Raw genomic sequence first — 6,186 nt, 5'->3', positions numbered from 1 at the left:
CGCCGCATCGCCACCAGATATGATCGTCTCGCAATCAATTTCCTCGCAGCCGTCTGCATCGCTGCGCTGGTCAGTTACTGGTTATGAGTCCGGACCCTAGTTGTTAGGCGTTTCTGCTCTCATGTTGAGCGTAGTGCTTCGGAACTAATCTTCGGCCGCGTATGCTGAACTGCTGGCCTAATCCGGAGGGCGCCAAACGGACGACGCCGATCGCGGCGTCGCACTTCCGGATCGTCGAGATATCGTTATGAAGCGGCGCGTGATCAAAGTTCCCACCCGTGGGGGAGTGCCCATGTCAGATTCAGCCAAAGATAGAGATATTCTTGATCGGCGCGACTTCATGACCGGCTCCATCGCCGCTGCTGGGGCGGCGGCCATCGTCATCGGGGAAGCCGCCACCGCGACCGCGCAGCAGACTTCTGGAAAAGAGGAGGCGAGGGCCGGAACCATCTATACAGGTGAAACGGTTCAGGAGAGAAAGGTTGTCAGCCGGCTTGATGTTGCGGATCTCGAGCCCGGAAAAAAGCACCAGCTCTATTTTCAAGGTGTGCAGGCGCCGGGCGGCCAGTGCTGGTACGTGTCGGTCGTCGTGGCCAAGGGCGCTCGACCCGGCAAGCGTTTCACGTTGACCAGCGGCGTGCATGGCGATGAAATGAGCTCGATCCGCACGGTGCAGGCTGTGATGGAGCAACTCGATCCGAAGCAGATGTCCGGGACGGTCATGGCTGTGCTGGACATCGCGCGACCGGCCTTGGAGAGCATGCAACGCCGATGGCCCAATTCTGGGCGCGGCATCGGCCTCATCGACATGAATCGCGAGTGGCCGGGAAACGAGAACGGGGCGAGTGCCACGAGCCGTCACGCTGGCCTTCTATTCAACCGGCTTCTGAAACCGAACTCCGACCTTGCGATCGACTTCCATACCGGAGCTACGGGCCTGGAAATTGCTGCGTTCATTATCGGCGATCGCAGTATCCCCGACGTGAAGACCATGACGGACCTCTATCCCATCGGGCAAATGTGGGACGATGCCGCCTATCCCGGGGTTCTGCATAATGCGTTCGTCGACGCTGGCATCCCGTGCTTCACACCTGAAGTCGGCGCCGCGCGGATTCTCAACGGTGGCATGATCGACCTGTTTGTCGAAGGCACCACGAACGTTCTGAAGCATTACGGTGTGATCGGTGGCGCGATTGGGCGGACCGCGGCGGATGCCGGCATGAAGATCGGCAATGGGGCAGCTCCGATCATAGCAACCCACGGCGGTCTCGTCGAATATCTGGCGAAGCTCGACGAGGAGGTCAAAGCCGGCCAGAAGATTGCCGTGCAACGAAACATGTTCGGCGAGACTGTTGCAGAATATGTTGCTGCGCAGAACGGGACAATGGCCGCCTATCGCACCGACTCGATGTCGGAGCCAGGGAACATATTGGCGTTCATTATGGTCCGCGAGCCGGATACTCCCGCTCGGCGTGGCGTGCATGCCGATACCGAACACTCTTATCCAGAATAGTGGATCGTCAAGATATGGAAAAAAGGGCGCCGAGGTTACAACGGCGGCAGCGGATGACTCTCGCTAATGACGATTTCGCCTCCATTAAATGAGGGGCAGTCGATGAACGACACCGTGCCAAATCCGAGTCGATTTGAAACCGGTCACAGCGTCCAGCTTCTCCTTGCGGTCTTTCTGATAACCGCTGCGCTTTACCTCGCGCGACCATTGTTTGAACCCATAGCCTTCGCACTCTTCGGTATGGCGCTCGTCTGGCCGATTCAAAAGGCGCTTGAGGCAAGGCTTTCGAAGTTTGCCGCGTTGTGTCTCACCATTCTTCTGACGCTTGTCATCATGCTCGTGTTCACGATGGCTATCGTCTGGAGCATTGATGACGTGGTCCACTGGACAATCGCCAACATCGCGAGCATTCAAGCCCTTTACGAGCGATGGACCCTGTGGCTGGCAGGGTACGGCATTTTCATCACGGAAGGGGTCGGTCAGTACGATGCCAGTGCGTTCGTCGGCGTCCTTCGGACGATCGCGTCTGGAGCGAATTACTTTTCCGGGTTCAGCATTGCTGTATTTCTCCTGCTTACGTTTGGTCTGACGGAACTGGACGATTTCAGAACGCGACTGGACTCGTTGGCACCCAAGATCGGGCAGGATATCTGTCGAACGACTGCAGAGATCGCCGGGAAAATTCGCAAATACATGATGATACGAACCACGGCCAGCATAGTAACAGGCTTGGCGGTCTTCGCTTTCACGTTCTCGATCAGCCTCGACCTGGCAACGGCCTGGGGGATCATTTCTTTCGTATTGAACTATATTCCATATGTAGGCACGCTGGTTGCGATTGTTCTTCCGGTGCTTTTCGCCAGCGTGCAGTTCGAATCCTGGCAGATGGCGCTATTTGTATTTTTTAGCCTGTACCTGATCCAATTTTTGATCGGAAGCTATCTTGAGCCGATCATCGCCGGTAGAACTCTCGCGATATCGCCGTTCGTGATGCTGGTTGCATTCTTTTTCTGGGCATTTCTCTGGGGGATACCAGGTGCATTCATAGGCCTTCCCGTAACAATCGCGCTCCTGACGATTTGCGAACAACATGCCTCACTGAACTGGCTGGCCAAATTGCTTTCAGCGGATTGAGGCGAAAGGACCATGACCTTTGTGACGCTGTCTCAAGAGCGCTTGACAATTTACCGCTGGCCTTGAGTGCGTCAGAGCCGATCAACATCGTTAGAGCGGTCCCAATAGTTTCCTAGCAAGAGATTGCGAAGCGTTGGCGTCCTGTCAGTCGGCCGTGCGAATTTGAGGTTTAGCCAACCTTCCGTGCGCGCGTCTCGTGGCGAAATGCCGAACTCTTTCTTGAACATACGGCTGTATGTGGAGGGATCCATGAAGCCATATTGCTCAGCAATGGCGAAGATCGATCGTCCGTCCGAACTGTCGGCCAGCGCGTCACGCGTCTTGCACAGGCGCGCACGCCGAATGTAATTCGCAACGCCTCCAACCGACTCGAAAATTCTGTACAGCCCGGAACGCGATACGCCGATCTCACGGCAGAGCAGGTCCGGCGTCAATTTTGGATCCGACAGGCGCTTCGCGATGATTTGAGAAGCGCGGTTCATGAGAACGACTTCGATCGGGCGCTGCGCCTCGGCGATCCGGTCGCGTGATGGTGCGAGACATGCGGCGAGCAGGCTGGTGGTTGCCGCAGCGATGTTCAGCGCGTCGGTACTCCTCAGATGAGGAAGCGAGCGATGCAGAAGAAGCATGTAGTCCGTCAGGAGTTGTTTCGAATTCCTGCGTATTTCAATTGTTGACGACTGGATGAAATGCAGATTGCGGGGCAGAACAAAAGCAAGGAAATCGGTTTTCTTTGATATGTATTCGAATGGGTCCGCGAAAGACTGCAAGCCTAAATCTCCAGCTTCAAAATCGTCTCTGGAATTCTGAGCTTTAGGTAACAGTAGGGTCAAATACCAATTGTCTATTGTGGGTCTGCTCAAATGCCGCCAACCAAATTGGCAATAGGGCAATGTGAGGTAAATGAAAGTCAACTTTCCAAAGTCCCACACCATTTGATGCGCCAGAAATGAGGAACACTCTTCTTGGAAAAGCGTGACTTCGGCAATGCCCGCGTACCAACTGCGAAAGAAGTCGAACTGCTCAGGGGGCAAAACGGAAGATGTGTTCATGTCGAGTGCGCATCGCAGCGGCTGCTCGCTGCTCGCCTTTAGTAGCTCGACTGCGGGAATCAGAGCATTCATGGCAAATTACCTCCAAATTGCAGGCATTCGCGCTATCAGCAGATGGACTACTCTAACACCGGGAGCCGGTGGGAACCAGATGCCCTGGCTCGACGGCCATCAGCCGTGTGGCTGGTTTGGCCGGCGTCTGCGACCGCATCTTGAATGTAAGATCCAGATCGTCTTCAGGGTGCGACCAGATTCTTGCGGATGGCATAACGGACTAGATCGGCTGTCGAGGACATACCCAGCTTTCGCATGGCCGATGCGCGATGGGTTTCTACGGTCTTCACGCTGAGCTTCAGAATTCCGCTGATGGATCTGTTCGTATGCCCTTCCGCAATGAGTTGAACGATGCCTTGCTCGCGCGGAGTGAGCACGACGTCCAGCTTGTTTTGCTTGTTGGTCTGATAGTGATGAAGTAATTTCTCCATTAGAACGCCGGTGAAATAGGGCCTGCCGTCCAGTAGTGCCTCGATTGCGGCAATCAAATGTTTTCCTGCATCTGACTTGAACAGCAAGCCACGAACGCCGGCCAAAATGGCCTCAGTCAACAACTCCTCATTTTCGTGCATCGTGAGGACCAAGATCGCGGCCTGCACACCCTTTGACTTGAGGCGGCGGCTTACTTCCAGCCCATTCATCAGTGGCATTGAATAATCTACGATGACGACGTCAGGCCGCGTTTCTAACGTCAGCGCGACAGCCTGCTCTCCATTGACGGCCTCTGCGCTGACGATCCAGTCGGCTCGCGTTTCGACAAGCGCGCGAAGTCCGGAGCGAACCACTTCGTGATCATCTGCTATGACGAAGCGCTTCACGGCGTCGTTCCCGTTTTCCGGCTCATCAACGTCGGGCAATAAAGAGCGCGATCAACTGCAAACCAGCAGTTACATTAGTGGCAACACCGGTGAATATCCCACAAAACCCTGAAAATTCCGGCCAAATGTACTGACTACCGCTCTTAGATGGCATGATCGAACGGCAGCCTGAGCGCATAGTACTCACGGTTCTGCCTGTGGCGAGGATCATTTGTTGGTGTGATTGCTCAGCACGAGATTTGGTCGTCGTTAAGGAACGGCGAGCCTGCTTCCTAGGGAAATCCCTGATGGGCAAGACGGGCTTCGGCAATCTAGGATGCTGGTTCACTCTAGGTGGCTCGGCGGGCTGGCCGATTGATGAACGACATGAAAACAGGCGGAACGTTCCGATCGGCGATGATCCCCCAGCAAGCCGCGAATCGTCAATGAGGCACCGATGGATGAAATTGAAGCTACACGAGACGATCGAACGAACCCTTCGGTGGCGCGGTCGCCGGTGACCCGCTTCGTTAGGGAGCAGTTTCCTTTTATCGTTGCACTGGTGCTGTCTATCGCCGGGGTCGCGTATACGAACGCGTCGCGCCAACCCCTCGTCGGCTATTGGGAATTTCTGGCAATCGCGATCGGCGTCACCGGCGTGATCAGCAAGTGGTCACAGGTGCACAGCAGAGAGGCGCGATGGCAACTCGTCTGGACCCAGGCGCTACACTGGATCGCTGTCTTAGTTGCGATGAACATCATAATACTGTCGGGCGTTAGTCAATTTCTGACGACACCAGCAATCAGTCTTGTTCTCCTTACGCTGCTTGCGTTGGGGACATTCCTCGCGGGCGTGAGCCTTCTGTCGCTACAGACCTCTTTCCTCGGTCTTGCGATGGGCGCAGCGGTTCCAATGATATCCTGGCTGAAGCAGTCTATTCTCTTATTTCTGCTGGCGGCTGTCTTTCTGATCGGCCTCGGCATCACGTTCTGGTTTCGCAATAGCGGTCAAACGAGCGCCGCATCCAGCCGACACAAAAGCCCCGATGAGATTTAGATGATGAGTCAGCGTCTCGCGACCATTTGCGTGTCTGCTTTGATTTGCATCGTTGCTCTTCCCGCCAATGCGGAGAGATTCAGGGTCGGCAGGCTTTTGTGCGCCAGTACACCGCGCGTTGGACAAGTTTTCGGCTCGGCGCAGGACTTGCGTTGCGTATTCCGGGCGGGAAACTCGGGGCGGCAGTACGTCTATGAAGGGAGGATCAGGCGCGTCGGTCTTGACCTCGGAGTGACCAGCGGAGCGGTCCTTTCGTGGGCCGTTCTTGCTAGGAACTCACGCATCGGTCCCGGCACCCTGCGCGGCAATTATGTGGGTGTCAGCGGTAATATCGCATTTGGGCCGGGCTTTGGAGCCAACGCGCTGATCGGTGGATCCCGCCGCACGATCATCCTCCAACCGCTATCGACCGAAAGATCGGTCGGGCTGAATTTCGCGGCAAGTGTTACCAATCTGACGCTCGGTTCAAGTCCGGCACGTTAGGGTCCGGACTCATAACCAGTAACTGACCAGCGCAGCGATGCAGACGGCTGCGAGGAAATTGATTGCGAGACGATCATATCTGGTGGCGATGCGGCG

General features: G+C 55.7%; 6 protein-coding genes and 2 pseudogenes. 5 read left to right on the top strand and 3 right to left on the bottom strand.

The genetic code is table 11. The features are described from left to right. The 3 genes and pseudogenes from B2M20_RS19350 to B2M20_RS18550 form a co-directional block, all read left to right on the top strand. Positions 1–87 (top strand): annotated as a pseudogene (locus B2M20_RS19350) (IS5/IS1182 family transposase); the annotation flags it as partial. A gap of 205 nt (positions 88–292) precedes the next feature. Then, positions 293–1,513, top strand: coding sequence for a M14 family metallopeptidase (locus B2M20_RS18555; RefSeq protein ID WP_079448493.1), 1,221 nt, complete (start codon positions 293–295; stop codon positions 1,511–1,513). Between the two features lie 102 nt (positions 1,514–1,615). Then, on the top strand, positions 1,616–2,647 hold the full coding sequence (locus B2M20_RS18550; protein WP_158081571.1) for an AI-2E family transporter: 1,032 nt from the start codon (positions 1,616–1,618) through the stop codon (positions 2,645–2,647). A gap of 71 nt (positions 2,648–2,718) precedes the next feature. Here the strand turns inward: B2M20_RS18550 and B2M20_RS18545 are convergent, their stop codons facing one another. Next, a complete protein-coding gene (locus tag B2M20_RS18545) occupies positions 2,719–3,771 on the bottom strand; it encodes a helix-turn-helix domain-containing protein (protein WP_079448490.1) in 1,053 nt (350 codons plus the stop codon). Between the two features lie 164 nt (positions 3,772–3,935). Continuing rightward, complete coding sequence (locus tag B2M20_RS18540; protein ID WP_079448492.1) at positions 3,936–4,571, bottom strand: response regulator; 636 nt, start codon at positions 4,569–4,571, stop codon at positions 3,936–3,938. Positions 4,572–5,007: 436 nt separating this feature from the next. Here B2M20_RS18540 and B2M20_RS18535 point away from each other — a divergent pair, with 436 nt between their 5' ends. Then, on the top strand, positions 5,008–5,607 hold the full coding sequence (locus B2M20_RS18535) for a hypothetical protein (protein WP_079448489.1): 600 nt from the start codon (positions 5,008–5,010) through the stop codon (positions 5,605–5,607). 3 nt (positions 5,608–5,610) lie between these two features. Then, the gene (locus B2M20_RS18530) at positions 5,611–6,090 is read left to right on the top strand and encodes a DUF992 domain-containing protein (RefSeq protein ID WP_420799345.1); all 480 of its coding nucleotides are present in this window, start codon (positions 5,611–5,613) and stop codon (positions 6,088–6,090) included. A 9-nt stretch (positions 6,091–6,099) separates the two neighbouring features. On the opposite strand, the pseudogene B2M20_RS19345 reads toward B2M20_RS18530, so the two are convergent. Further along, positions 6,100–6,186, bottom strand: a pseudogene (locus tag B2M20_RS19345) (IS5/IS1182 family transposase); the annotation flags it as partial.

It is taken from the genome of Nitrobacter vulgaris (assembly GCF_002028545.1).
Lineage (GTDB): Bacteria > Pseudomonadota > Alphaproteobacteria > Rhizobiales > Xanthobacteraceae > Nitrobacter > Nitrobacter vulgaris.
Note: the sequence above shows the minus strand (reverse complement) of the source record. Positions and strands in the feature narration are given on the sequence as shown.

What these genes read in the sequence shown, in the direction of transcription:
- B2M20_RS18555 (WP_079448493.1), top strand. Translation starts at nt 293, where the DNA reads ATGTCAGATTCAGCCAAAGATAGAGATATTCTTGATCGGCGCGACTTC.
- B2M20_RS18550 (WP_158081571.1), top strand. Translation starts at nt 1,616, where the DNA reads ATGAACGACACCGTGCCAAATCCGAGTCGATTTGAAACCGGTCACAGC.
- B2M20_RS18545 (WP_079448490.1), bottom strand. Translation starts at nt 3,771, where the DNA reads ATGAATGCTCTGATTCCCGCAGTCGAGCTACTAAAGGCGAGCAGCGAG.
- B2M20_RS18535 (WP_079448489.1), top strand. Translation starts at nt 5,008, where the DNA reads ATGGATGAAATTGAAGCTACACGAGACGATCGAACGAACCCTTCGGTG.
- B2M20_RS18530 (WP_420799345.1), top strand. Translation starts at nt 5,611, where the DNA reads ATGAGTCAGCGTCTCGCGACCATTTGCGTGTCTGCTTTGATTTGCATC.